Below are 24,972 nucleotides of genomic sequence, written 5' to 3'. Positions count from 1 at the left end.
GATCGTGACGGGCTCCGAGGACTTCGTCGAGATCATCCGGGCGGCCGTCGAGGCCGACCCGGGCAACGTCGGTCTGCGCGTCGACCTCGTCGAGCTGCTTCTGCAGGACCGCCTCGACGAGGCCGCGGCCGAGATCGAACAGCTCTCATCGATCGGAGCGAACGCGGCCACCGTGCTCGTGCTGAGGGCGCGGCTGGCGGCGGCGCGTCTGCGGGCGGGTCAGGTTCCGGATGCCGCGCCCCCGGTGTCCGCGGAACCCTCCGCGCCGGAGCCGCCCGCGCCGCCTGCCGGTGTGCCCGCGGCCCCGCCGCCGCCCGCCGGCCCGCCCGCGCCCGTGGCATCCGTCCGCCCGGCGACCGATCCGGGCGACCCGCTGCGCGTACCGGTGCAGGCCGAGCCCGACGAGAAGCCGGTGTGGGACGTCGAGCGCCCCGCCGTCACGCTCGCCGACGTCGCCGGGCTCGAGGAGGTCAAGGCCCACATCAACGGCTCGTTCCTCCTGCCGATGCGCAATCCCGAGATGGCGCGCATGTTCGGCAAGGCTCCGCGAGGCAGCCTGTTGATGTACGGCCCGCCCGGATGCGGCAAGACCTTCATCGCGCGCGCGATCGCCGGCGAGTTGGATGCCAACTTCGTCCACGCCACGCTCGCCGACATCGTGCGGCCGCACTTCGGCGAGACCGAGCAGGCCATCCACTCGTTGTTCGAGGCCGCACGTGCCGCCCGCCCCTGCGTGGTGTTCATCGACGAGTTCGACGCCATCGGCGGGCGACGTTCGTCCGGCAGTTCCTCGGCCCAGTCGTTGCGCATGTTCACCAGTCAGCTCCTCGAGGAGTTCGACGGGGTGGATGCCGACAACGACGGCGTCTACATCCTCGCGGCGACGAACCGCCCGTGGGACATCGATCCCGCCCTGCGCCGCCCGGGTCGCGTCGACCGCACCGTCCTCGTGCTCCCGCCCGACGAGCCTGCGCGGCGCGCGATCATCGAGATCGCTCTGCGCGACAAGCCCGCGGCATCCGTCGACGCGGGCGATCTCGCGCGGCGCACCACCGAGTTCTCCGGGGCCGACATCGCGTACATCGTCGATCAGGCCGTCGAGACCGCGTTCACGGAGTCGGTGGCCAGCGGCGTGCCGCGGATGATCGGGACGGCCGATCTGGAGCGCGCCGCCGCGCGCATCATCCCGTCCACCCGCGAGTGGTTCGAGCAGATCAAGCCGGTGCTCGAGTACGGCGTCGATGACGGAACCTTCGGCCAGCTGCGCACCTACCTCAAACGTCACCGCATCTGACATGGCATCCCATCCCCTCGCGGAAGCGCGGCGGTACCTCGTTCTCGGGGAACCGCACAAAGCGCGGCTCATTCTCGAGCTCGTGCTGTCGCAGCATCCGGACTACGGGCCGGCCCTTCTCGTCATGTCCTACGTGCGTGTGGAGCTCGGAGATCTCGCGGCGGCCGAGCGCGACGCGCGACTGGCGCTTGCCCACCCCGAACTGCGGGCGGAAGCCGCCTCGGCACTCGCACAGATCATCGCGACGCGTGATCTCGATGAAGCGGTGACCTGGGCCGTCGAGGCCGTGAACCTGGAACCGTCGCGGTCGGAGCACCGCCTCGTGCTCGCCCGCGTGCTCCGCGAGCGCGGTGCGCTGGCGGAGGCGAGAGAACAAGCCGACGCCGGGCTGATGACCGCGGTGTCTCCGGAGGAACGCCTGCAGGCGCTGATCACCGCAGGGTCGATCGCGGTGCGTGACCCTGGGCGGTACGGTGAGGCGCTGCTCGTCGCGCAGGACGCGGTCCGGATCGACCCGACCGATGCGCTCGCGACGCAGTTGCTCGCCACCGCTCAGATGGTGGCCGGGCGGCGAGCCGAGGCCGCGGCGACCGCGTTGCGGGTGCTCCGCGAGAATCCGCTCGCACGGTTGCCGCCCTATCTGGCGCAGCTGTCAGTCGCGATGCTCCTACGCCGACTTCTCGGCTGTGTCGCCGTCGTCGCGGTCCTCACCGCCGGGTTCGGGCTGGGGAGTCTGAGCGAGCCGTATCTCGGGCAGATCGGTCCACGCGTGGCCGCCGCGATCGGCGCGTTCGCCATCGGCGTTCTGACTGCGGTCGTGCTAGGGCCGCTCCGTGATCGTGCGACGGCTCGCGCGGTATGGCTGTTCGCACGGCGACGGAGGATCGAAGTCGTCTCTGCCGCCACCGTCGTCGTCATCTTCCTCGGCTACATCGTGACAGCGGTGACGGGCCTTCTCGCTCCTCTGGGACTCGCGCCCCTGGTCTCCCTGGTGGTCTGGACCGTCCACGAGGTGAAGCTCAACGGATTGCGGATGCCGACGCCTCGCTGAGGCGCGGCGTCAGCCGCGTCCGTCGGGCGCGAGGTCGTGGGCAACGCCACCCGAGACCGCGGCCAGGGCGGCGATCACGCGCGCGGCGCGCTGCTCGCTCTCCCACGGCGCGACGAGATCGACCCACCACCGCGGCTCCGCATCGGCCGGGGCGTCGTCGCCGAGGAGGCGTCGGACCTCGACCTGTCGGGCGGGGACCCGGTGCACGATCGTCAGCACGTCGACATCCTCGTCGACGAGCACGATCTGCATTCCGCCCGCGTCCATGCGGTACGTCAGCGTCGGTTCGGTGGCGGCGACGGCGTGGGCGACCTCGCGCAGGCCGATCACCCGCGGCGTGAGAAGGACGTACTCGTGAGGCATCAGCGGCTCCGCCACTCGTCGACATCGAGGCGGTACCCCGTCAGTTCCGCGACGCGCTCGACCCCGAGGGTCTCGGTGATCTCGACGAGCCGGTTCCACGCGGTCTCGGCCGGCTCTTCCGACCGTCGCAGCGGGATCACGAGCGCGGGCGTGCGCGGTCGGCCGGCGATGCGGGCGCCGAATCGCCGACCCCAGGTCGCCGGGTCGAGCGCGAGGTCGCGCACCGCGGGAGCCCCGATCAACAGCGCGAGCGGTCTCGCCGTGGGGGCGACGAACGCCGAGGTCGTCAGGTCGGCACGACCGGGGCGCGTGAAAAGCGCCGCCATGAGGGGCCAGGGGGCGACGGCGAGTTCGTCGAGCGCCTCCACCGCGGCGTCGGCGCGCGCATCGGTAGCCGGGTCGTCCAGGCTGCCGAGCGAGACGAGCGCCTCGGTCACCTCCTCGACCCCGCGCGCCGTGCGGCGGGCGGTAAGCGTCGCGACCACGGGGCGCGCGGAATCCCCGATTGCGATGAGGCGGGTGTCGCTCGGCATCCGGGTTCTCGCGAAACAGGGAGCAATGCAGATGATTTCGCCGCCCTCGTGCATGAACCGAGCGGGCCGGTCAGCGCGGCCGATAGCCACCTGATACTTGGCGTACGCGGGCAGATCCCGTGGGATGACATGACTGTCTTTCAGAAGGTCATCGCGCCCGGTGAGGCCGCGGCAAGAGTTCGCGGGCCGTACGCGTTCCCATCGGACTCCGTGGGCGGTTTTGTTGCTCGATTGCAGGATGTCGCTCATCTTCGGCATTCGCAGGCTGTTTTCAGCGGTCTCCGCCTTGACTACCAATCGTCTCCGTTCCATTCGCTTCTCGACGGCCCGATCCAGATGATTCGATATCGGCGGGAAGCGGGCACTCTCGAAGTACCCTTCGATGAATGTGTCGCCGGTCACCCCACGGGTTTCACCGACCTGGACCCGTTCACGGGTAAGGGGTATACAGCGTCTGGGATACCGATTCGCGATGGAGATCTCATCCCCGAGTTCTATGCCTCCCGCGGCACGCGGATGCAGACGGGGGCGGAGATGTGGGAAGTGACACCAGGAGGGACATACGGGATGCTCGCAATCCTCGATGACCTCACCGGAGGATGGGTCTCGGTAGGTGGATGGAAGCCGGACCTCCCGTGATGGTGCGCGAATTGCATCAGCGTGGGATGTTCGCTTTCGTCGACGATGTCGAGGTGCCGATCATCGGGTCGGGAAGCGCGGGAACAGGAGGTACCCCGGTGGATTGGGTGACCATTCCCCGCGTATGTCTGCCCCCCGGATGGGCGCCGCTACCTGCCGACGATGTGCCGGGGGCGCCAAACGTCAGGATCCGGCGCTCATCGGTGCGTGATGTGCGCCTCTGGGACTGGTACGCCCTGTTCGACGGCGAGTGGTGCTGGGTGGGAAACGTTCGCGAGGGGCAACTCCTCATCCAGGCCGGGCCTTCCGCAGCATCGTCTGATCCCTCGTGGGAGGGGAACGTGAGAGACGGCTGGCATCGCTGGGTGAACATCGATGACGTCGAGGTGGAGTCGCGATGGCAACCGGTTGTCACTGCGGCGGGAGAGGCCGGGACCACTCAGTGACGCCGATGCAGAAGCTCATCTGGCCAGCGGCTGAGAAAGCCTATCTGGAGCACGGGGACTCTCTTCTCGTCGGTCCTGCGGTTCGTATCGGCGACGCGGTTCACTGGCGCACGCCCGGCCAAGTGCTTGCGGCATACGGCATATCGGACCCGGCAACGCCGTTCGTCGATGTCCTCCGATTCGCGCCGACGCCCCTGACTCGCGTGTCCATCCCGCGGGTCGGAGACCCCACATCGGTCGCCGGCTACGCCACGGGTTACCTCCGCACGGGCCTCGTGCCCGTCTGGGACATTGCGGCGACGGTGGTGCCGCGCGACGCGGAGATCTGGCGGATCTTCGCCGACGGACACCAGGACCTCGTGGCCTCCTACGGCGGACCCGCCATCGGTTGGCGCGGCAGCACCGTCTTTGCTCCGCCCACTATGCTCGTCGGCCCTCGAGCGGAATGGGGTGGTCGGGAGTGGCACGTCTCGTGGGTCGATGACGCTCAGGTGGAGCTGGTGACTCTGAGTGATGTGCCCATCGAAGGATGCGTGCAGACGCGACCATACGTCTACAGCCGCGTGGTCGACGCCTCGTCTTGCACACGCATGTTCGAACTGGGGTTCACCGCCCGATGGGGCGATGTCGAGTGCGTGCTGCTGCAGTCGAACAACGAAGACACGGCTGTCCTGCTCTCGACCGATGCGGCCACGGCCGCAGAGGTCGGTGCGACAATCCTCGAGCCCGGCGTGTTCTGGCACCTCGTCCCGAGCGACGAGGTGAGCGACATCCAAGCGATCCAGCGGGAGCTCCCGCGCGGGTGAGACCGCTGCGCGAAGTGTGTGAGGAGTTGAACCATGACCGATGGTCTCGGGCGTCTGCGTGAGATCCCTACTCCAGGAGCACAATGAACTCTTCGCAATATGTCGACGACGTCGCAATCGCCCTATACGACTCGATGAGCTCCGAACTCCTCGCAAGTTACGGGGGCGGCGTGAGTATTGCGAAGTTCCTGGGAGAGTCCGACGACGACGGGGCGCGGCGGTCGTGGTCGACCCGAATCTCGTGGGAGCTCGCCGAACTCCCGCCGAAGGCGATGAACAGCCTCGTCATCTATCAGGGCTCCGCGACGGTGAGCGTGTCGAATGAGGTGGTAGCGAGATTCGGGCTGGGTGAGGTGACGGTGTCTATCTCCGGAGACGATGTCTGGGAGGCGGCCTTGCGTCCCGGTTTCAGCGTCGCGATCATCGCTGGTCTCGGCTGGAGCCGCTGGGGTCAACGGTGGGTGGACGAACTTCGACGTGTGGGCCTGAGGCGGGGCCCGATCGTTGATATAGGGGACGGTCGTGCGCTGCACTGGGTCGCTCAGCGTCCCGACGAACCCGGGCCGTGGACCTGTGCGCGTTCTGCGGAGGGCGCGGCTCTCATCAGTGATGCGGAGTCGCTGGGGACCCCGCGCCTGCGGGAAGTGTATGAGGAGTTCAACCGTGACTGATGGTCTCGGGCGTCCGGAGGACGCCCCCGCGAAGCTACCGAGCCCGGGCCGCTTCTTCGTCGAGTGAGCCTGCAATGGCCTGCAATGCAGAGGGAATGGGATGAGAGTGCCGGATCTCGGGCCGATGGGGAGGCTTGCTGCCGAGTTCAGTAGAGCACTCACCGCGGTGTTCGAGAAGGATCAAGAGGGGTTGATCTTCCGCGAACTCGTAGAGGGTGAGCGCCCGTCTTTGCGAGCCACATTCGTGCTGTACGACTTCTGGGAGATCGACTTCTCCTCTGAGCGCGGGATCTTCGGCTTCGGTATCCCATTCCGTGACTCCTCCGTGTCTCTGCTTCTCGGCCCCACGGATACTCTGCGACTCGACGACCTCGAGCGCCTCTTCCATGAACTGGATGAGCGAGTGCGGCTCCGAATCCCCGACAAGTACCTCGCGGCGCGCGAGGCGGGTGACGCCCCTCGAATCGACGGCTCGGCGGGAAAGGGTGCGGCAGAACATGCCCACCGGGTCGTGCGCGCCCTGCGTGACATCCTCGGAACACGGGTCAGTCGTCTCACCGTCCAGGACCTCGTCGACAGCGATGGTCACGTCGAGTTCTCGGTCGTCTTCGAGATCTACAACTACTTCCCGGTCCGGTTCAACTACGATCGCGGCAGTTTCGGATTCGCCATCGTCCACGGCGAGCGCGGGGTGTCCATCACACCCGCGGGCGGGCACTGGCCGCCCTTTTCGGAACTCCCCCTCGTGCTGAGACACCTCGACCGAGAGATCAGATCACGCATCCCGTACGGATTCCTCGAATCCCACGGATGGGCGGAGCCGGTGGCATCCGAGATCGTGCTCGATCCGGCCCTGATCACCTTCGCGGCTCAGGCGGGTTACCGCCCTCACCACGACGTCACGTCCCTCACTCTTGCCAACGCGGGCGGCGAGATCAGATACACCGTCGCGGCGGTGCCGGACGGGTACCTCCTTACCCGGGCGGACCGGGCGGGGGAGCCGGAAGAGCTCATGTGGGCGGCGACGTTGAGCTTCGTCGAAGTGTTCCTCGTCGAGCTCATGTCGCCGAGCATCAGGCATCGTCGGTTGCCGCGTATATCGCTGCCTCACGGTTGGGACGAGGCCGCGGACGGCTTCGAGCCGTTTCGCGCGGAGGGGCGATGGACGGGACTGCGTCGCGACGGGGTCGCGCTTCCGGTGCGCCTCGTCGACCGGGACATCCTGCATCCGGTGATCGGATACTCCCACCTTCTCGGGGGTTCGCTGCGCGAGGTGATCGACTCTTTCTCCGCCCCCGACGGAGCACCCCTGCTCACGGTGTTCGTGAGGACGGCGCCTGTCGAGCGGCCTTGACAGCGCCGTGACAGCACCACCCCCGCCGTGACAGCGGCGCGACAGAGCCCGCGGCGCATCCTGTCGTCATGACCACCTCATCCACCCGCGTTCCCGCGGTGCGAGCCGAAGGGCTCGTCAAGACGTTCGGCTCGAACAGGGCCGTCGACGGCGTCGACCTCGTCGTCGAAGCCGGGACCGTCTACGGCGTTCTCGGCCCCAACGGTGCCGGCAAGACCACCACCATCAGCATGCTCACGACGCTGCTGCGTCCCGACGGCGGGCGGGCCGAGATCTTCGGCCACGACGTCGTCAAGGACGCGCACATCGTCCGGCAGCTCATCGGCCTCACGGGGCAGTTCGCCTCGGTCGACGAGAAGCTCTCGGCCACCGAGAACCTCATCATCTTCGCGCGCCTGCTCGGCCTGTCGCGGGCCGATGCCCGCCGCAAGTCCACCGAGCTCCTCGAGGAGTTCGGTCTCACCGAGGCGGCATCCCGTCCGCTGGCGAAGTTCTCCGGCGGCATGCGGCGCCGGCTCGACCTCGCGGCATCCCTCATCGCCCAACCGCCGCTCATCTTCCTCGACGAGCCGACGACGGGCCTCGACCCCCGCACCCGCGGACAGATGTGGGACACGATCCGGCGGCTGGTCTCGACCGGCTCCACCGTCGTGCTCACCACGCAGTACCTCGACGAGGCCGACCAGCTCGCCGACCGCATCGCCGTGATCGACCGCGGACGCGTCGTCGCCGAGGGCACGGCGCTCGAGCTCAAAGCATCCGTGGGTCAGGCGTCGCTCGTGCTGCGCCTGCAGCCGGGGTCCGACCTCGAGGTCGCCCGCGCCACCATCGCGCGGGTCCTGGATGCCACGGCCGTCGTTTCTCCGGAGGCGGCGCGCCTCACGGTGCCGATGTCCGACCCCGACGAGGTCACCGATCTGCTCGTCGCGTTCCGCGCGGCCGGCGTGCACCTGAGCGAGTTCAGCGTGCAGCAGCCCACCCTCGACGAGGTGTTCCTCACGCTCACCGGCAGCGGAGTGCCGGCCGACGACGACGCGGCGCGCGAAAACGCCGCCGCCCTGGAAGGAGTCCGCTCATGACCGCGATCACGATCGCCCGCGATCTGCCCCGCACCGCGGGGCTGGGTCAGACGTTCCGCAACACCCTCACCATGGCCTGGCGTGGACTGTTGAAGATCCGCCGCACCCCCGAGCAGCTCATCGACGTCACGGTGCAGCCGATCCTCTTCACCCTGATGTTCACGTACATCTTCGGTGGCGCGATCGCCGGCGATGTCGCGAGCTACCTGCCGATCATCATCCCCGGCATCCTCGTGCAGACCGTCATCACGACCTCGGTCGTGACGGGCGTGCAGCTGCGCGAAGACATGGACAAGGGCGTGTTCGACCGGTTCCGCTCGCTGCCGATCGCGCGTATCGCGCCGCTGTCGGGCGCGCTGCTCGCCGACACGGTCCGCTACGCGATCGCCACGACGCTGACGTTCACGATGGGCTTCATCATGGGCTTCCGTCCCGAGGGCGGCCTGGGTGCGGTCGTGCTCGCCGGCATCCTGGTCATCGTCTGTTCGTGGGCGATCAGCTGGATCTTCGCGTTCTTCGGCGTGATCGCGCGGACCGCGTCGAGCGTGCAGGGCGTGTCGATCCTGATCCTGTTCCCGCTGACGTTCCTCTCGAACGCCTTCGTGCCCTCGAACACCATGCCCTCCTGGCTGCAGTGGTTCGTCGACATCAACCCGGTCTCGCACCTGGTCACCGCGGTCCGCGACCTCGTGAACTCCGGGACGCTCGGCTCGGACGCCGTCCTGTCGCTGGTCGGTGCGGCCGTCATCGTGGCCGTCTTCGCGCCCCTGACGGTGCGCGCCTACATGCGGAAGGCCTAGTCGAGCAGCGCTAGGAGCAGGTCGGCATCCACTTCTCCCAGAGGGATGCCGGGCGCGGATGCCGGAGCCTCTCGGGTGTCCGCGCCGAGGCGTTCGTCGACCCAGCGCCGGAACGGATCGCGTTCGTCCGCCGCGCCGCGGACGGCTTCGGCCCGGGCTAGCGCTTCGCGCGCGATGTCGGGGCGGCCCGACGCGGCGCTCCATCCGGCGACGGCGACGAGGACGGACGCGACGATCGGGTGGTCGTGCGACCGGACCGCGAGGGGCAGCGCTTCCCGGAGGGCGGCGCGGGCTTCATCGAGGCGGTCGAGGAGGATGAGCGCCTGCGCGCGCTGTGCGCCCGCCCACGCCGTGATCTGGTCGGGGAACCCCGGTTCGAGGCGGATCGCCTGCGACTGGCGCAGAGCCGCCGCGCCGTCTCCCGCCGAGATCTCGACCTGGGCCGCGGCCATCCGCGCCTGGGAGAGGGCGCGGACCGAGCCGTCGGCGGCGGCGACCGCCTCCATTTCGGCCGCGCGCGTGCGTGCGTCGTCGAGCCGGCCGAGCCGGAGCAGGATGCCGACGGACTGGGCTCGCATCTGCAGGAGGTCGGACACCGACGACAGGCCGTCCACGATCCGGGCGGCGTCGTCGCTCACGACCAGCGCATCCACGAGTCGACCCGCGAGGATGAGCCACTCGGACCGCAGCTGACTGGCGATGCCCGTGCCCCACGGGTCTCCCACCTCGGTGAAGAGGCGCAGCGCTCGCTCGCTCTCGACGCCGAGGGCCGCTGCGTCGCCGGCGTTCTGCGCGGCGCCGGCGCGCAGCATGTGGAGCGTCGCGCGCGACCACGGGGGCGCCGACGTGATCTCGTCGTCCGTGACGTCGACGTGCCACGCGCGGCCGGCCGGTGAGCCGTGCGCCTGCAGCACGGTCTCGGCGAGGCGGAGGAGCGGGGCCACCAGGACGGTGATCTCGGAGGGATGACGCGATGCCGCCTGTTCGAGCGCGAGGCGCCGGGCCCGGAATCGCGCGGGGTCGAACGTCGGAGTCTCGCCCGGCTCGGGGAACGCATCGGAGAACAGCGCGAGCGACTCGATCACGACGCCCGGCTCGTCGTCGAGCGGTGCGTCCGGATCGGCGAAGGCCGCGAGGGCGGGGCGCAGTTCCTCGACGCGTTCGCGCACCGCCCACGCCCAGAGCAGCGCGCGCAGCAGCCGCCGGCCCGGTCGCCGGTCCGGGACGTCCGTGCGCGTGCGCAGCGCGGAAGACAGGTTCTCCTCGTTGGCGTCGAACCACGCGAGCCCGGTCCGCAGACCCGGTCCGCGCATCGTGCGCTCGCGCTCGGCGGCGAGGACGGTGAGCACGTCGGCCGCCCGCTCGCGGAACGCGGTCTCGGCGCCCTCGGCGCGCAGCCGGTCGAGACCGTACTCGCGGACCGTTTCGAGCAGCCGGAACCGTCCGTCGCGCCGCACGAGCAGGGAGCGGTCCACCAGGGCGTCGAACACCGTGGCATCCACCCCGAAGGCGTCGGCGATCGCGTCGGCGTCACCGCTGCCGATCCCGTCGGGGAACACCGACGACGCGCGCAGGGCCACCCGCTCGGCGTCGGTGAGCGTGTCCCAGCTCCAGTCGATGAGGGCGCGGAGCGTGCGGTGGCGGCCGGGGCTGAGGCGCGGACCGTTCGCGAGCAGCGCGAAGCGGTCGCTGAGGCCCGCGTCGATCTCGGCGAGCGTGAGGGTGCGCGCACGGGCCGCGGCCAACTCGATCGCGAGGGGGAGGCCGTCGAGGCGCTGCACGATGCTCGTCGCTGTCTCGCGCTCGTCGGGGGAGGGCGGGATGCCGCGCGCCGAGCGGACGCGCCGGGCGAACAGCTCGTCGGCGTCGAGGGCGGGCAGGGGGCCGAGGTCGACGAACGCTTCGCCGACGACGCCCAGCGGTTCGCGGCTCGTCGCGAGGATCCGCAGGCCCGGCGTGCGGAGGAGCAGCGTCTGTGCGACTTCGGCGGCCTCGCGGATCACGTGCTCGCAGTTGTCGAGGACGACGACCACGTCGCGCCCGGCGACGGCCTCGAGCACGCGCTCGCGCGGCGACATCGGCGGGGTCGTGGTCGTCTCGTTCAGCCGGATGCCGTGTCCGACAGCGCCCGCGAGAGCGCCCCAAACCTCTCCGGCGGCGGCCGGCGCGAGCTCGACGACCAGGACGTCGGGGGTGGCGCGCACGGTCTCGAGCGCGAGCGTGGTCTTGCCGGCGCCACCCGGTCCGATGATCGTGACGAGGCGGTCGGTGCCGAGGCGGTCGCGGATCGCCCCCAGCTCGGCCGCGCGACCGACGAGCCCGGCGATCGCGGCGGGGACCCTCGCGGCCTCCGGGGCGGGGGGAGGGGATGCCACCACCAGACGTTCCGCGTGGCCGCGGTCCTGCCAGAGATCGCGCACGAGCCAGTCGAAGCCTCCGTGCGGGATCCACGGGTCGCCGGTCCACAGCGCGAGCGCGTCGCGGGCGAGGGCGGAGTCGCCGTCCGCGCGCGCCGCGGCGACGAGATCCTGGAACCGTGTGATGTCGACGGCGTCGCGCGCGAGGTCGAGCCGGTAGCCGCCCGGAACCGACGCGAGCATCCCGTCGGGGAGGGCCCGACGCAGGCGGGATGCCAGCGACTGCAGAGCGGCGCGGGGATCATCCGGGGAGTCGGCGGGCCACACGTCGTCGGCGAGGGCCCGGTATCCGACGGTGGTCCCGGCGTCGACGGCGAGACGCAGCAGCAGCGCCTGCTGCCCGCGTCCGGGGATCGCTCCCTCGTCCGCGCCCGACGACACGGAGAGGCCGCCGAAGAACCTCACCTGCACGGTGTTCACTCTAGGTCGCGCGGCTGCGCGGCCGGGCGCGCGCCGGGGTGCCGGGGCGCGCGGCGGGGCGTCCGGCCCGCGAGACTGCATCCGCGTGACGAACCCACTGCAGCGTGCCGTGGCTTTGTCAGCCGGATGCAGTCTCGGCGATGCGGCGACCGGGACCGCCCCGCGAGGTGCTGTCGCGCACGAGGAGTCGCGGCTGGACGGCGCGGACGCGGTCGTGGGGGTCGGCATCCCACACCTCCGCGAGCAGCGCGACGCAGGCGGCGCCGACGTCGCGGGGCTCGAGGTCGAACGACGTGACGCTGGGCGTGAGCAATCCGTGCACGGGCTCGTCGACGTACGCGGCCAGGAGCAGGTCTTCCCCGACGCGCCGGCCCGCGCGCAGGGCGGAGTCCAGGGCCGGAGCCGCAGATCCGCTCGGGACGACGACGATCGCGTCGACCTCCGCGACGGTCAGCAGGTCGCCGACGGCCGCCGTGACCTCGGCCGCCGTGGGGATGAATCCGATGCGGCGCGACAGCGGTTCGTCGCCGCGCCCCGCGGTCCACGCGACGTACGCGTCCGCCACGTCCCGGCTCCACACGGTTCCGTCCGGCGGCAGCACGGCGGCGATCCGGTGCGCGCCGGCGGCGGCAAGATGGTCGAGCAGCCGGGTCGTCGCCGTGACGTGGTCGTAGACGACGCTGCCGCTGACCCGTTCGTCACCGCCGAGCACGTGCTCGCCGCTCACGACCGGTCGCCCCGCGTCGAGGATGCCCCGGATGCCGGCATCCTCGGTCGTGGCATCCACGACGATGTACCCGTCGACGAAGGCGGTCGGCGGGGAGGCGTCGTCGGTGTCGCGGTGGGGCAGCAGGATGACGGAGAATCCGAGGCGGTCGGCGGCATCCACGACGCCGAAGGCGAACTCGGTGTAGTACGGCAGCCGGGTCGATCCGGGCGGCAGGTACAGACCGATCGCGCCGTACCGGGAGGTGCGGAGGCTGCGCGCGGGGACGTTGACCGTGTACCCGAGTTCGCTCGCGGCGGCGAGCACCCGGTCCTTCGTCTCGGTCGAGACGCCCGGCTTGTCGCGCAGGGCGAAGGACACCGCCGCGATCGACACGCCCGCGGCGGCGGCCACGTCGTGGAGCGTCGGCTTGCGGGGGGTCACGCAGGCCGACGATACCCGATGGATCGGGTCTTGCAAGGGATTCACTTAAACGTTTAATGTGTGACGCGACGGAGAGGCCGCGACCCCGCGGTGCCCTCCCCGGGCTTTGGGGCGCGTTACTCCTGTTGGGGCGCGGTTCTTCCGCCCCAAAGCGAAGAACCCGCCCCAAACGGCCACGACGACCCACGAGAGGACACCCGATGACCTGGCGCATGCCGTCCGAGACGGCCCCGCACACCCGCACATGGATGGCGTTCCCGAGTAAGGGTCCGACCCTCGGCGAGACGGATGCCGAGCGCGAAGCGGGCTACGACGCGTGGACCGCGGTCGCCCACGCCGTCGCCGAGTTCGAACCCGTGACGATGCTCGTCGACCCCACCGAGCTCGCCCGCGCCCGCCGCCTGCTGTCGAGCGAGATCGAGGTCGTCGAGGCGCCGGTCGACGAGTTCTGGATGCGGGACTCCGGTCCGACGTTCGTCGTCGATCCGGAGCGCCCCGGCGCCCTCGGGGCCGTGGACTGGATCTTCAACGGCTGGGGCGACCACGACTGGTCGGTGTGGCAGAAGGCTGCGCACCACGGCCGGATCATCGCCGAAGCGACCGGCGCCGAGCTCGTCCCGTCGCTGCTCGTGAACGAGGGCGGCGGCATCCACGTCGACGGTGAGGGCACCGTCCTGCTCACCGAGACCGTGCAGCTCGATCCGCGCCGCAACCGGTACGCGACCCGGGAGCGGGTCGAGGCCGAGATGCTCCGCACGCTCGGCGCGACGCACGCCGTGTGGCTCCCGCGCGGCCTCACCCGCGACTACGGAGACTTCGGCACCAGCGGACACGTCGACATCGTCGCGACGCTCCCCTCGCCCGGCGTGGTGCTCCTCCACGACCAGCGCAACGCCGCGCACCCCGACCACGCGGTCACCCGCGAGTTGCGCGCCTTCCTCGAGACGCAGACGGATGCCACGGGCCGCCCGTTCGACATCCGCGACCTGCCCGCGCCGGCCACCGTCCGCGACGCCGACGGCGACACGGACTGGAGCTACGTGAACCACCTCGTGGTCAACGGCGGCGTGATCGCCTGCGGTTTCGGCGAGGAGGAAGCGGATGCCACGGCTCGTGGCATCCTCGAGGAGGTCTATCCGGGTCGCCGGGTCGTGACCGTCGACGCCCGCGAGATCTTCGCGCGCGGCGGTGGCATCCACTGCATCACCCAGCAGCAGCCAGAGGTGTCCGCATGATCGATGTGGTCGAGGCATCCATCGCCGATCTCGCCGCCGCCCTCGCCGAGGGACGCACCACCGCCGTCGAGCTGGTCGAGGCGCACCTCGCGCGCATCGACGCGTACGACGGCCCCGACACCGAGACGAAGCTCAACGCCGTCGTGGTCCGAAACCCCGACGCGCTCGCCGAGGCGCAGGCGTCGGATGCACGCCGCGCCGCGGGCCAGGCGCGGGGGCTGCTGGACGGCATCCCATACACCGCCAAGGACAGCTACATGGTGCGCGGGCTCACGGTCGCGGCTGGAAGCCCGGCGTTCGCCGACCTCGTCGCGACCGACGACGCGTTCACGATCGCGCGGCTGCGCGAGGCCGGTGCCATCTGCCTGGGACTCACGAACATGCCCCCGATGGCCAACGGCGGCATGCAACGCGGGGTGTACGGCCGGGCCGAGAGCCCATACAACGCCGATTTCCTGACGTCGGCGTTCGCCTCCGGATCGTCCAACGGCTCGGGCACGGCGACCGCGGCGTCGTTCGGCGTCTTCGGTCTGGGCGAGGAGACGTGGTCGAGCGGCCGCGCGCCGGCGGCGTGCAACGGGCTGTGCGCGTACACGCCGTCGCGCGGCATGATCTCGGTGCGCGGCAACTGGCCGCTCGTGCCGACCATGGACGTCGTCGTGCCGCACACCCGCTCGATGGCCGACCTGCTCGCCGTGCTCGACGTGATCGTCGCCGACGACCCCGAGACGCGCGGCGACTTCTGGCGCGCTCAGCCGTGGGTTGCGCTCCCCACGGTGGACGAGGTACGCCCGCCGTCGTTCGCCGCGCTCGCCGGCCGCCCGTCGCTGAAGGGCAAGCGCATCGGCATCCCGCGCATGTTCGTCGGCGACGATCCGCTGGCGGGGACCGGTCCCCGCGGCGTCGGCGGGCCGACCGGTGAGCCGATCGAGCTGCGCCCGTCGCTGCGCGAGCTGTTCGACATCGCCCGCGCGGATCTCGAAGCCGCGGGCGCGATCGTGGTCGACTGCGACTTCCCGCTCGTGAGCAACTACGAGGGCGATCGTGCCGGTGCATCGACGATCCGGACGCGCGGTCTGGTGTCGGACGAGTTCCTGCACCGCGAGATCGTCGACCTGTCGGCGTGGGCGTGGGACGACTTCCTCCGCGGCACCGGCCACCCCGGTCTGGCCACGGTGGACGGCGCGGCGATCTTCCCGCACCCCGAGGGAGCGCTGCCCGAACGGTACACCGGCTTCGACGACGACATCCCTTTCTACCCCTCTCACGTTCGCGAGCATCCGGTCGGTTCGTTCTCCGAGATCCCGGCGCTCGCCGAGGGGGTGCGCGGTCTCGAGGAGACCCGGCGTCAGGATCTGGAGGAGTGGATGGATGCCAACGGCTTCGCCGCCGTGGTCTTCCCGACGCTCAGCGACGTGGCGCCCGCCGACGCCGACGTGAACGAGGCGTCGGCCGACATCGCGTGGCGCAACGGCGTGTGGGTCGCGACGGGCAACCTCGCGATCCGCCACTGCGGTGTGCCGACGGTGACCGTGCCGCTCGGGACGATGCCCGACATCGGGATGCCGGCGGGTGTGACGTTCGCGGGTCGCGCGTACGACGACGCGGCGCTGCTGTCGATGGCCGCGGCGTTCGAGGCGCTGCGTCCGCGGCGGACGGTGCCCCCGCGGACTCCGGCACTGGGGTAGCGGCGGGCGGGGCCGACGCGGCCGAGGGGTGCCGCGTTCGGCGGCGTTGTCGGGTTTGGGGCGCGATTCGCGCATTGGGGCGTGAATCGCGCGCCCCAAAGCGCGGAATGCGCCCCAAACCGTGTGCGTCGAGCCCGTGCGGCGAGCCCTGTGGGTGAAGCTCAGCCCAGGTGCGCCGCCACACCCCCGCGCGCCGCGGCCGCGGCTTCGAGCAGCCGTACGCCGATGACACCCTCGGGCTCCCACGTCACGAAGCAGTCCGTCGACCAGCGCGCGTCCGGTGACACCTCGACCGCGCCGTAGACCCGGGCGAGTTCCGCGGGGGGAGGCGTCAGCCGGGGGCGGAGAACGGTGAGAACCACGCGCTCAGCCACGACCACCTGGGCGGCGGCGCCGTCGTCCAGCTGGCGGATCTCGACCGCGGTCGCCGCGAGTTCCTCGGGCGTCAGAACCGTGGAGACGGCCTCGGCGAGTGCCTCGATGTCGACCGGTTCGCGCGTGAACGCGACGCTGCTACGGGGCACGGTTGTCTCTCCTCCGTCGGGTCAGCGGCTGGTCCTCGCCGCTCGATGCTGCCGCGGGACCCCGCGCGGCGACCACCTCGCGGGTCGCCTCGTCGACGTCGTCACTCGGCGGCGTGGCGGCAGCCGGTGCGGAAGCAGCGCCCGAAGGTGCCACCTCGCGCGTCGTCTCGTCCACGGCCCCGGTCGCGTCGGCATCCACCACGGGCTCGGCCTCCGCCGGCGCGCCCACCGTCGAAGCACCCGCGCCATCACCCTCGCCCGCGACGAAGTTCGCCACCTGCACGAGGGTCGGACGCTCGCCGCGGCGGGCCAACCGGCCGCGGCCGGCGATCATCGGCTCGGCGTAGAGCTTGGGCAGCAGCGCGCCCTCGGAGCGGTCGCCCGACATGATCAGCGCGGTGCCGCCGGTGTCGCGGATGCCCTGCAGTGCCACGTCGAACATCGCGCGCGAGGCGCCGGCGACCGGGCGGCTGACGACGACGTTCAGGCGCAGGTCGCGCGCCGACGCCAGGTACGGCAGCAGCGGGCGCAGCGGCTCGGTGCCGCCGGCGGCGAGGATGTCGAAGTCGTCCGCGATCACGAGGATCCGCGGACCCGCGTCGCGATCGTTCGCGCGCTTCTCGAGCTCGACCGCGATCGATTCGGCCAGCAGCCGCCCCTGCCGACCCGACGACGCGTGGCCGCCGAGGTAGGCATCCGGGATCTCCGCCGCCAGCTCGCCGCGCGCGTCCATCAGCGCGACGACCAGCTCTTCCGCCGAGTGCCGGTCGATCGCGCCCTGCACGATGCCGCGCAGCAGCGTCGTCTTGCCGCAGCGGCTGTCGCCGAGCACGAGCAGGTGCGGGTCGCGCGTGACGAGGTCGAGCGACACGGGCTGCATCGTGTCCTGGCGCAGGCCCAGGGGCACGGCATCCGGTTCGTCGATCGCGTCGGGCAGCTCGGACGGCGACAGCACCTCGGGCAGCAGCCGGATGGGCGCCGCGCCCTGACCGCCCCAACGGGCCGCGCTCTCGCGCGCGAGCTGTTCGAGCGCCTCGCCGGTGTCGCCGTCGTCGACCTCTTCGAGCAGCGGCAGCGCGATCTGCGCGAACAGCTTCTCGTCGGTCAGCACGCGGCCGGGCTCGTCGGCACGGAGCGTCTGCGAGAGCTTGCGCGCGATCTGCGAGTCGGCGGGATCGTTGAGCTTCAGTTCGAGGCGCGTGCCGATGAGTCCCTGCAGGTTCATGCGCAGTTCGTTCCAGCGCGAGAGGGCGACGACGACGTGGATGCCGAAGCTGCCGCCGCGTTCGAGCAGCTGCCCGAGCGGTGTCTCGAGGTCTTCGAAGTCCTGCCGCAGGGCTCCGAGCCCGTCGACGAGCAGCACGACGTCGGCGCTGGGGAGATCGGGGAGACGCCCGTCGGCGTGCTGGCGGCGCATGTCGGCGAGCGAGTCGAGGCCCTGGTCGCGGAACACCCGCTCGCGGACGGCGAGCATGCCGGTGAGCTCCTCGAGCAGACGCGTGAGCCGCTCGCGGTTGCCGCGCGTCGCGACACCACCGACGTGCGGGAACGGCTCGATGCGGGCGAGCCCGCCGCCGGTGAGGTCCATGCCGTAGATGCTCACCTGGCGCGGCGAGTGCGTGAACGACAGGGATGCCGCGAGCGTGCGCAGGAACATCGAGCGCCCCGACTGCGGCGCACCGGTGATCGACACGTGGCCGCCCGAGCGCGTGAGGTCGAGCATCCACGGCGACTGCGTCTGCTTCGACGGGTCGTCGAGGAGGCCCATCGGCGCCCGGAGCGTGCCGGCGCCGTCGGCCTGCGGCAGGACGCCGCCGAGGGTCAGCACGGGCGGGAGCGGCGGCAGCCACACCGGGCGGGTGCGGGCGATGCCGCGCGCGAGCCGCGAGGTCGCCGCCTGCACGAGCGTGCGGCCGGTGGTCGGGGTCTCGGGCTCGGCGCTGTCGAGCTGCTCGGCCTCGGGCGAGTCTTCGGGCAGGTCGTACGCAGGCAGGCGCAGCACCGGCGGGGCATCGTCGTGCCGTGGGCCGGACTCGACCGGGTCGGGCACCGGGCCCGACACGTACCCGGCGCGGAACCGCGTGTAGACCGACGTGTCGACCTTGAGGTACCCGAACCCGGGGATCGCCGGCAGGTGGAAGGCGTCGGGGGTGTCGAGCACCACGGCCGACTCCGACTCGGAGAACGTGCGGAGGCCGATCCGGTACGACAGGTACGTGTCGAGTCCGCGGAGGCGTCCGCCCTCGATCCGCTGGCTCGACAGCAGCAGGTGCACGCCGATCGAGCGGCCGATGCGCCCGATCGTCAGCAGCAACTCCACGAAGTCGGGCTCGGCCGTCAGCAGCTCGCCGAACTCGTCGATCACGAGGAACAGGTGCGGCAGCGCGGGCAGCTCGGGGCGATCGCGGCGCATCTGCCGGTAGTGACCGATGGATGCCGCGTTCCCGGCATCCTTCAACAGGCGCTGCCGGCGCACGACCTCGCCCTGGATGCTCGCGCGGGCGCGCTCGGTCAGCTGCGGGTCGTCGGCGAGGTTGTCGATGATGCCCGCGACGTGCGGGAGCCGGGAGAACGGCGCGAACGCCGCACCGCCCTTGTAGTCGACGAGGATCATGCTGAGGTCGTCGGGCGCGTGCGTGAGCGCGAGGCCCAGGATGAGCGTGCGCAGCAGCTCGCTCTTGCCCGAACCGGTCGCGCCGATGCAGATGCCGTGCGGGCCCATGCCGAGCTGCGCGGACTCCTTCAGGTCGAGCAGCACGGGGCCGCCCTGGTCGTCCACACCGATCGGCACGCGCAGGAACTCCGCGGCACTGCGCGTGCGCCACGCGGCCGAGGTGTCGATGGCATCCACGTCGGCGACGCCGAGGAGCTGCGTCACGTCGGGGGCGAGCGCGGTGCCGGAGTCCTGCGCGGAGGTGCGCGTGAGCCGGAGCCCCGCGAGCGGGCGCGCCACCACGTCGAGCGCTGCGGGCGTGACGGGATCGATCCGGATGCCGCTCACCGCCGCCTCACCCGTTCCCGGGGTCTCCACCGTCGCAGTGCCGTTCTCGACGGTCACGCGGACGGCGACCGACGTGGGCTCCTTCAGACGGTCGTCGACGAGGTGCACGACCGTGACGCCCAGGGCGGCGAGGTCGAGGGCGGCATCCAAGCGGGGGACGGGGGACGCGGCGTGATCGGCCTCGTCGACGAAGATCACCAGGCGTCCGGGCTTGGTCTTACGACCCGCGCGGCGCGAGGCGGCGGCGGTCGCGACGCGGTCGCGGAGCTCGTCGCGCAGCAGCGACAGCAGCTCGGGGAGGCTCGGCGCGATACGTCGGGCGGTGACCGCACCGGCGGGCGGGGCGTCTCCGGACAGGTGGGGCAGCAGGTCGAGGCCGTGCCAGTCGTCGCGCTGGGCGGGCGCGATGGCCGCGGCGATGTGCACGTCGTCGGGGGAGTGGAACGCCGCGATCTGCGCAGCCAGCGCCCGCGCGACGCGCAGGGTGTCGCCGCGCGCGCCGACGAGCGAGACCTGACCGCCGCGTTCGAGGTCGACGGTCGCGGGCATGCCCTGCGCGATGCCGGCCAGGCGCACCATGCGCTCGGCGGACTCGCGCATCACCGGGTCGAACGGCTGCACGGGGTTCTGCTCCGGAGGGAGCGCCACCTCGACCGCGCGCAGGTCGCCGGTGCCGATGCGGACGCGGAGGAAATCGGCATCCCCCGGTCGTCTCTCCCACCGGCGGGCGGGGTCGGCGGCGATCTCGACGAGCGTGCCGGGGGAGGGGTGCAGGGCGAGCGCGGCGGTGCGCTGCGCGTCGGCGGTCTGTCGGACGGCTTCGCGTGTCTCCTCGAGGTAGTCGAGGTAGCGCTCGCGCTGCACGCGGCGCTGACGGGCGGCGTTGCCGCGCTGGGTGAGGGCCATTCCGAGGCCGCCGACGAGGGCGACGACGAGGATGACGGCGCCCACCACGACCATGATCGGGTTGTTGCGCAGCAGCACGATCATCGTGATCGACGACAGGCTGCCCACGATCGGCAGCAGCGACTGCAGCGGGAAGCCCGTCGCGCCTTCGCCGATCGGTGGCGGCGGCGCGAGGATCACGTCGGCCGCGGGCTCGACGGCCTCGCTGATGCGCGCGGGACGGTGGACGATGCGGACGGTCATGCGGTCCTCCCCGTGGCGGCGCGTGCCCGCGCGGCGCTACCGCCGGCGGCGACGAGCGCGGCGGCCAGCTGCACCACGGCGAGCTGCGTCGCCGAGCGGCGCGCGTGGCCCCCGGCGGCGAGGCCCGCATCGAACGGCACCGCCACGACCGGGTGGTCGGAGCCGGTCGCCAGGGCGCGGGCGACCCCGTCACCCTCCCGCGCGTGATCCACCAGCGCCAGCACGACCGACGGCGATTCGGGCAGCCCCGCGATCGCGTCCACCACGGAACGCGCGTGCTCGGCCGGGGAACGGCGGGCGTCGCCCACGAGGCAGACGACGTCGCACAGTGCGGCGCACGCGGCGAGGTCGACCAGCGGATGCCGCGCCCCGAAATCCGTGACCGACACGTCGAAGAACCGGGCGATGGGCGCTGCTTCGCCGAGCCACGCGCCCACGGCATCGTCGGCGTCGCGCGGACGCAGCGCCACGACGCCGTCGCGCACCTCGAGACCGGAGAGCGCCTCCGCCGTCGTACGAGCCGACGCGCGGGTGTCGTCCGGCGGAACCGACCCGGCGCCGAGTCGCTCGGCGAGACCGGGCGCGCCCGAGGAGACGTCCACCGCGAGCACCGGTTCGCTGCGGCGCGCGGCGACCGCGCGCACCAACTGATGGGCGACCGTGCTCGTCCCGGCGCCGGGCGAGAGCGACACCACGCCGACACGGCGCGTCGTCGACAGGCCGCCGCGGATCGCGGCATCCCACGAGGTGAGCTCGGTGCGGGCGTTCGCGCCGCTCCCGAACACCGCGGTCGACAGCGCCCGCAGGTCGAGCACGGTCACGACCGGCCGCCGAACATGCCGAGCAGCTCGGCGTAGATGCCGAGGGTGCCCACGAGCAGTGGCAGCAGCGCCACCACCGCGAGCGTCTCGAGGACGTTGCCGAGCCCCCGCAGGCGCGCGCGGACGTGCGGCCGCGGCCGCACCAGCACCATCGTCGCGATCAGCGCGGCGACGACGACCGCGACGCCCGCGCCGATCCAGCCGCCACCGCCCACGAGCAGCACGGTGAGCCCCGCGGCGGCGATCGCGCCGGCCGCCGCCCACAGCAGCCAGCCCTGCCAGCGCAGCGGGAACGCCCGGGTGCGGAGCGCGGCGACCAGGAAGAACGCCAGAGCCAGCAGCTCGGTCCAGATCGTCCCCGCCAGTGCGAGCACGACACCGGTCACACCCAGGACGGATGCCACCGCCCCCACGCTCCACGTCAGCGACGCGTAGGCCTCGTCGATCGCGGCGAACGCCCGTGGCCGGGCGGGCGGCGAGCCCGCGGCCGCGCGCTGGTCGAGGTCGGTCAGCCCCGCCGACGACAGGGCGATCCAGGGCAGCGGGCCGGTGGCGAACGCGGCGACGACGCCGGCGACGGCCGAGGCCGAGACGGCATCCACCCCCGCCAGGAGAAGCCCGAGGAGGATCGAGGCGAGCACCGCGCCGAGGGCTCCGCCCGCCGCGGCGCCGCGACGGCGGTGCGCGACGCCGACGCCGAGCAGGGCGACCGTGGCTCCGGTCGCGAGGGCTGCGGCGATACCGGCGAGGATCGACGCGTCGGTCGCGTGACCCGTCGACGACAGGGCGCCGATCGTCGCGCTGCCTACGGGGAGGGAGAGACCGGCGGCAGCCGCCGCCACGCACGTGGACAGCCGACGGAGGCCGCCCAGCCCCAGACCCGTCGCGATCGCGGCGAGCACCACGGCGGTCGCGAGCAGCGCGAACGCGGCGAGAGCCGGCGACGACCACGGCGACAGCCACCCGGCGACCGCGAACGCCCCGGCGATCCCCGTAGCACCGGCGATCGTGCGCGCCCGGTCGTCCCAACGGTCGGGGCGGGCGTCGTGCGCGTCGGCGGCGGCGTCGGTGACGTCGATCACCACGGGCGGCGGGGGTGCGGCATCCAGGCGGACCAGGCGCACCAGCGTGCCGTCGGACAGGTCGAGCTGCTGCGGGGTGAGCGCGATGTCGATCTGCTCGCCGTCGGGCGCGATCACGGCGAGCGGGCGCGCCACCGTGCCGGCGGTCTCGCCGAGGAGGTCGAGCAGACGCGGGATCGCGGCGCCCACGGGCTCGCCGCTCGGGACGACGACCTCGGCCCGGCGTTCGGATCCCGCGACGGTCAGACGGGTGTAGATGCTCACGGGGTCACGGCTCCGGTGGGGGTCTGGACGGTCGAGGTCGTGGCCGCCTGCTGCGCGCGTTCGGTCAGCAGCTGCGAGACGAACGAGACGCCGACGCACGCGGCGCACGCGATCGCGGCGACGACGATCGAGCCCATCAGACGCTTCATGTGGTCGTTGACGGTGCGGCGCTCGCCGATGTGGCCGTAGACGAGCGCGGCGCCCAGGCGCATGCGCTGGATCTTCGCCTGCTCGATGAGGACGGTGTCCCGCTGGTCGGGCATCAGCGCACTCCTTCCGTGACGCGCAGCTGCGCGCGCACGTGCGGGGCGAGGTTCAGCAGCTCGCCGAGGCGTTCGGGGTCGAGGGTCGACAGGACGTCGTTGAGGCGCCCCCACCCGCCGCCGTCCGTCGAGCCGAGCGGCAGTAGGACCCCGGGAAGCCGCGGGCTGCCGACCGTGGTGCCGCCGACCTCATCGATCCACCGCTTCGCGTCGATGCCCAGCGCGCGGATGCCGACGGGCCCGATGAGCAACGCGAGCGGTTCGGGCTGGGGGGATGCCGTGGCCCGCCGCGCCAGGTCGGGAGCCCCGATCGCGGCGAAGGAGATGCCGATGAGGGGGAGGCCGACGGTCGCGGCGCGGGCCAGGAGTTCGCGCGCCTCCGCCGTGGCCGTCGCCCCGGACTCGCGCCCGACACCCGGCACCGCCGCCCACACGCGCGTGGTCTCTTCCAGACCCTCGCTCGTGCGGCCGACCTGGACGGTCGAGAGCACCGCGCGGTCCCCGCCGCCGACGGCGACCCAGTGGCTGTCGAGCGGGACGCGCCGCCGCGACCGCTCGGTCAGGTCGTCGCGGTCCCACGGCGCGAGCAGAGGCTCGACCGCACCCCACGCCGTCGGCTCGGCGCCGCTGAAGAGGGCGATCGCGGCTTCGGCGACGCCGCCGAGGCGGACCGGACGCGTCACCCGGTGCCGCGTCGACACCGTCGCCACGACCTGCAGAGTGGATGCCACCTGCGCCCGGACGAAGAGCGGATGGACGTTGTCGGTGGTCGGCGACACGGTGGTGAGCGCATCGGCGGGGGCGTCCAGGCGAACACCGGTGCGGGCGTCGTACAAGCCGTCGGTGCGCGTGCGCACGACCCAGCGGCCCTGGACGGCCGACAGCACCTGCGCGAGCGGCTGGGTCATGCGCGAGAACTCGCTCGACACGATGATCGGTCGCAGCCCCTGACTCGCGGTCTTGTGCAGGAAGTCGCTCATCGCCGTGGTGAGCGCGACGATCGGCGTACGCGTCTCGGTGCCGGCCCACCCGGGGCCGGCCGCGTCGAGGAGGGGGTGTGCAACGGTGCTCATGCGGCATCCCGGACGGTCAGGGTGCGGTCACCGATCTCGAGGACGACATCGGTGGGCACGGGCGTGCGCTGGTGGGGAAGAAGAGGAGTAGAGGCGCCCGCGCCGCGGACGAACGTGCCGTTGGTCGAGCCGAGGTCGGTGACCCACATCTGGCGTCCGTCCCACTCGAGGCGCACGTGCGACTTCGAGAGCGTGCGCGACATGTCGGCCCAGCGGTACACCTCGGCCGGCGCATCGGCCGGAGCCGACGGGTCGCGGCCGAGGACCAGCGCGGTGTCGAGCGTGAGGCGCTCGCCCGAGTCGAGCAGCAGCGTCGGCACCATGCCGCGGCGCGCGCGGCTCGGCGCCGGGGCGACGGCCTCGGGGAACTGGAACGCCGCGATCGCCGGGGCGAACGGGTCTCGGCCGCGCCGCACGTCGAACATGGCGAGCTTGCCGGATGCCAGGGCCCACAGCGCTCCGGCACCCGCAGCCGCCCCGGTCGTGCGGCGGACGATCCGCGCGTCGACGGTGGCCACGCCGACCGTGCGACCGGTTCGGCCGAGCAGCCACACCGCGACCGCGAGCAGTGCCAGCGCCGCGAGGACGAAGACCCAGCCGAGGGCGGGTTGTCCGGCGACGATGACGATGATCCCGGCCGTCAGCAGCGCCACGGGCATGACGACATCCAGTGCCACGGCTCCGACGATCTGACCCCCGCGGGCGCGCTCGGTGAACACGAGCGGATCGACGTCGGCCAGGCGCAGTGGATCGTGCGTGCTCGTCATCGGGCCCCCTCCCTCGACCTTCCACCCTATGCGGGTCGGTCCGACGGCGCCCGTTCGGGCCCTCTCTTGCGTGGATAACCCG

The 24,972-nt window shown here is 72.0% G+C and carries 21 protein-coding genes; 10 read left to right on the top strand and 11 right to left on the bottom strand.

What is annotated here, in order from left to right; translation table 11 throughout:
• The first annotated feature begins 4 nt into the window (after positions 1-4).
• Together QM517_RS18655 and QM517_RS09570 are read left to right on the top strand one after the other, a co-directional pair.
• Complete coding sequence (locus QM517_RS18655; protein ID WP_283286987.1) at positions 5-1,294, top strand: ATP-binding protein; 1,290 nt, start codon at positions 5-7, stop codon at positions 1,292-1,294.
• Position 1,295: 1 nt separating this feature from the next.
• Positions 1,296-2,345, top strand: coding sequence for a tetratricopeptide repeat protein (locus QM517_RS09570; protein WP_283286986.1), 1,050 nt, complete (start codon positions 1,296-1,298; stop codon positions 2,343-2,345).
• 9 nt (positions 2,346-2,354) lie between these two features.
• On the opposite strand, the gene QM517_RS09565 is transcribed toward QM517_RS09570, so the two are convergent.
• Together QM517_RS09565 and QM517_RS09560 are read right to left on the bottom strand one after the other, a co-directional pair.
• Positions 2,355-2,708, bottom strand: coding sequence for a hypothetical protein (locus QM517_RS09565; RefSeq protein WP_283286985.1), 354 nt, complete (start codon positions 2,706-2,708; stop codon positions 2,355-2,357).
• The gene (locus QM517_RS09560; protein ID WP_283287315.1) at positions 2,708-3,295 is read right to left on the bottom strand and encodes a DUF6177 family protein; all 588 of its coding nucleotides are present in this window, start codon (positions 3,293-3,295) and stop codon (positions 2,708-2,710) included. The genes QM517_RS09565 and QM517_RS09560 overlap by 1 nt, the downstream gene beginning before the upstream one ends.
• Before the next feature lie 75 nt (positions 3,296-3,370).
• Here QM517_RS09560 and QM517_RS09555 point away from each other — a divergent pair, with 75 nt between their 5' ends.
• From QM517_RS09555 to QM517_RS09530, 6 genes are all read left to right on the top strand, one after another.
• Positions 3,371-3,880: a hypothetical protein gene (locus QM517_RS09555; protein WP_283286983.1), complete on the top strand. Its 510-nt coding sequence runs from the start codon at positions 3,371-3,373 to the stop codon at positions 3,878-3,880.
• 451 nt (positions 3,881-4,331) lie between these two features.
• Positions 4,332-5,132, top strand: coding sequence for a hypothetical protein (locus tag QM517_RS09550; protein ID WP_283286982.1), 801 nt, complete (start codon positions 4,332-4,334; stop codon positions 5,130-5,132).
• 83 nt (positions 5,133-5,215) lie between these two features.
• Positions 5,216-5,803 (top strand): hypothetical protein, encoded by a 588-nt coding sequence (locus QM517_RS09545; protein WP_283286980.1) that lies wholly within the window; start codon positions 5,216-5,218, stop codon positions 5,801-5,803.
• Between the two features lie 229 nt (positions 5,804-6,032).
• Positions 6,033-7,157 carry an Imm61 family immunity protein gene (locus QM517_RS09540; RefSeq protein WP_283286978.1) on the top strand — a complete coding sequence of 375 codons (1,125 nt, stop codon included), beginning with the start codon at positions 6,033-6,035 and terminating at the stop codon, positions 7,155-7,157.
• A 68-nt stretch (positions 7,158-7,225) separates the two neighbouring features.
• Positions 7,226-8,236: an ATP-binding cassette domain-containing protein gene (locus QM517_RS09535; RefSeq protein ID WP_283286976.1), complete on the top strand. Its 1,011-nt coding sequence runs from the start codon at positions 7,226-7,228 to the stop codon at positions 8,234-8,236.
• The gene (locus tag QM517_RS09530; RefSeq protein WP_283286974.1) at positions 8,233-9,036 is read left to right on the top strand and encodes an ABC transporter permease; all 804 of its coding nucleotides are present in this window, start codon (positions 8,233-8,235) and stop codon (positions 9,034-9,036) included. The genes QM517_RS09535 and QM517_RS09530 overlap by 4 nt, the downstream gene beginning before the upstream one ends.
• Here the strand turns inward: QM517_RS09530 and QM517_RS09525 are convergent.
• Positions 9,033-11,864: an ATP-binding protein gene (locus tag QM517_RS09525; protein ID WP_283286972.1), complete on the bottom strand. Its 2,832-nt coding sequence runs from the start codon at positions 11,862-11,864 to the stop codon at positions 9,033-9,035. The genes QM517_RS09530 and QM517_RS09525 overlap by 4 nt on opposite strands.
• Positions 11,865-11,991: 127 nt before the next feature.
• Complete coding sequence (locus QM517_RS09520) at positions 11,992-13,023, bottom strand: LacI family DNA-binding transcriptional regulator (protein ID WP_283286970.1); 1,032 nt, start codon at positions 13,021-13,023, stop codon at positions 11,992-11,994.
• Positions 13,024-13,223: 200 nt separating this feature from the next.
• Here QM517_RS09520 and QM517_RS09515 point away from each other — a divergent pair, with 200 nt between their 5' ends.
• The gene (locus QM517_RS09515; RefSeq protein ID WP_283286968.1) at positions 13,224-14,258 is read left to right on the top strand and encodes an agmatine deiminase family protein; all 1,035 of its coding nucleotides are present in this window, start codon (positions 13,224-13,226) and stop codon (positions 14,256-14,258) included.
• Positions 14,255-15,946, top strand: a complete 1,692-nt coding sequence (locus tag QM517_RS09510) for an amidase (RefSeq protein ID WP_283286966.1) — start codon at positions 14,255-14,257, stop codon at positions 15,944-15,946. Before QM517_RS09515 ends, QM517_RS09510 begins: the two co-directional genes overlap by 4 nt.
• A 161-nt stretch (positions 15,947-16,107) precedes the next feature.
• On the opposite strand, the gene QM517_RS09505 is transcribed toward QM517_RS09510, so the two are convergent.
• Genes QM517_RS09505 through QM517_RS09475 form a run of 7 tightly spaced genes read right to left on the bottom strand, consistent with a single transcriptional unit; the run spans position 16,108 to position 24,890 of the window.
• Positions 16,108-16,470 (bottom strand): hypothetical protein, encoded by a 363-nt coding sequence (locus QM517_RS09505; RefSeq protein WP_283286964.1) that lies wholly within the window; start codon positions 16,468-16,470, stop codon positions 16,108-16,110.
• Entirely contained in the window at positions 16,460-20,620 is a 4,161-nt protein-coding gene (gene eccCa / locus QM517_RS09500) for a type VII secretion protein EccCa (RefSeq protein ID WP_283286963.1), read from the bottom strand. Before eccCa ends, QM517_RS09505 begins: the two co-directional genes overlap by 11 nt.
• Complete coding sequence (locus QM517_RS09495) at positions 20,617-21,441, bottom strand: hypothetical protein (RefSeq protein ID WP_283286962.1); 825 nt, start codon at positions 21,439-21,441, stop codon at positions 20,617-20,619. Before QM517_RS09495 ends, eccCa begins: the two co-directional genes overlap by 4 nt.
• Positions 21,438-22,787 (bottom strand): EsaB/YukD family protein, encoded by a 1,350-nt coding sequence (locus QM517_RS09490; RefSeq protein ID WP_283286960.1) that lies wholly within the window; start codon positions 22,785-22,787, stop codon positions 21,438-21,440. The genes QM517_RS09495 and QM517_RS09490 overlap by 4 nt, the downstream gene beginning before the upstream one ends.
• Positions 22,784-23,050 (bottom strand): hypothetical protein, encoded by a 267-nt coding sequence (locus QM517_RS09485; RefSeq protein ID WP_077051319.1) that lies wholly within the window; start codon positions 23,048-23,050, stop codon positions 22,784-22,786. The genes QM517_RS09490 and QM517_RS09485 overlap by 4 nt, the downstream gene beginning before the upstream one ends.
• Positions 23,050-24,123 carry a DUF6177 family protein gene (locus QM517_RS09480; protein WP_283286957.1) on the bottom strand — a complete coding sequence of 358 codons (1,074 nt, stop codon included), beginning with the start codon at positions 24,121-24,123 and terminating at the stop codon, positions 23,050-23,052. Before QM517_RS09480 ends, QM517_RS09485 begins: the two co-directional genes overlap by 1 nt.
• On the bottom strand, positions 24,120-24,890 hold the full coding sequence (locus tag QM517_RS09475) for an FHA domain-containing protein (RefSeq protein ID WP_077051321.1): 771 nt from the start codon (positions 24,888-24,890) through the stop codon (positions 24,120-24,122). The genes QM517_RS09480 and QM517_RS09475 overlap by 4 nt, the downstream gene beginning before the upstream one ends.
• Between the last annotated feature and the right edge of the window lie 82 nt (positions 24,891-24,972).

Origin of the sequence: Microbacterium sp. IEGM 1404 (assembly GCF_030056775.1) — a bacterium.
In the GTDB taxonomy this organism is placed as follows: Bacteria; Actinomycetota; Actinomycetes; order Actinomycetales; family Microbacteriaceae; genus Microbacterium.
This window is presented reverse-complemented; position numbering and strand designations above follow the sequence as displayed.